1 protein-coding gene is annotated in these 724 nt (G+C 67.7%); it reads left to right on the plus strand.

The genetic code is table 11. The features are described from left to right. Positions 1–50 precede the first annotated feature (50 nt). Positions 51–713 carry a DUF4097 family beta strand repeat-containing protein gene (locus Pmi06nite_RS41620; protein ID WP_203958776.1) on the plus strand — a complete coding sequence of 221 codons (663 nt, stop codon included), beginning with the start codon at positions 51–53 and terminating at the stop codon, positions 711–713. Positions 714–724 lie beyond the last annotated feature (11 nt).

The raw sequence follows: 724 nt of genomic DNA on the forward strand, positions 1-724 counted from the left end.
GCAACGTAGCGTTTCCGGTGTCAGAAACAACACGGCACCAGGAGCACACGATGCAGAAGTTCACCACCCCCACCCCGATCACCACCGTCCTGAACATCCCCGCCGGACGCCTCCAGCTCATCGCCACCGACCGGACCGACACCACCGTCGAGGTCCTGCCCACCAACCCCGCCAAGAGCCGCGACACCAAGACCGCCGAACAGACCACGATCGAATACGCCGACGGCGTCCTGCGGATCGAAACTCCGGCCGACAACCAACTGTTCGGCCCCTCCGGATCCATCGAAGTCACCGTCAAGCTGCCCGCCGGCTCCCACATCGAAGGCAAGGCCGCCAGCTGCGAACTCCACACCATCGGCCGCCTCGGCGACGTCACCTTCGACGGCGCATACAGCCAGACCAAGATCGACGAAGCCGCGAGCGTCCACCTCACCGCGGCCGACGGCGACGTCGAAGTCGGACGGCTGGGCGGCCCCGCCGACATCAGCACCGCACGAGGCGACATCCGCATCACCGAAGCCACCGGCGGCACCGTCGTGCTCCGCACCCAGTCCGGCGACATCTCCATCGGCGCCGCCACCGGCGTCTCGGCCTCCCTGGACGCCGGCACCTCCTACGGCCGCGTCAGCAACACCCTCAAGAACGACGGCACCACCGGACTCGACATCCGCGCCACCACCTCCAACGGCGACATCACCGCCCGCAGCCTCTAATCAGCAGCCTC

The organism is Planotetraspora mira (genome assembly GCF_016863275.1).
GTDB classification, from domain to species: domain Bacteria; phylum Actinomycetota; class Actinomycetes; order Streptosporangiales; family Streptosporangiaceae; genus Planotetraspora; species Planotetraspora mira.

Bases quoted from the DNA above. Each gene is read 5' to 3' on its own strand.
- Pmi06nite_RS41620 (WP_203958776.1), top strand. From the start codon at position 51: ATGCAGAAGTTCACCACCCCCACCCCGATCACCACCGTCCTGAACATC.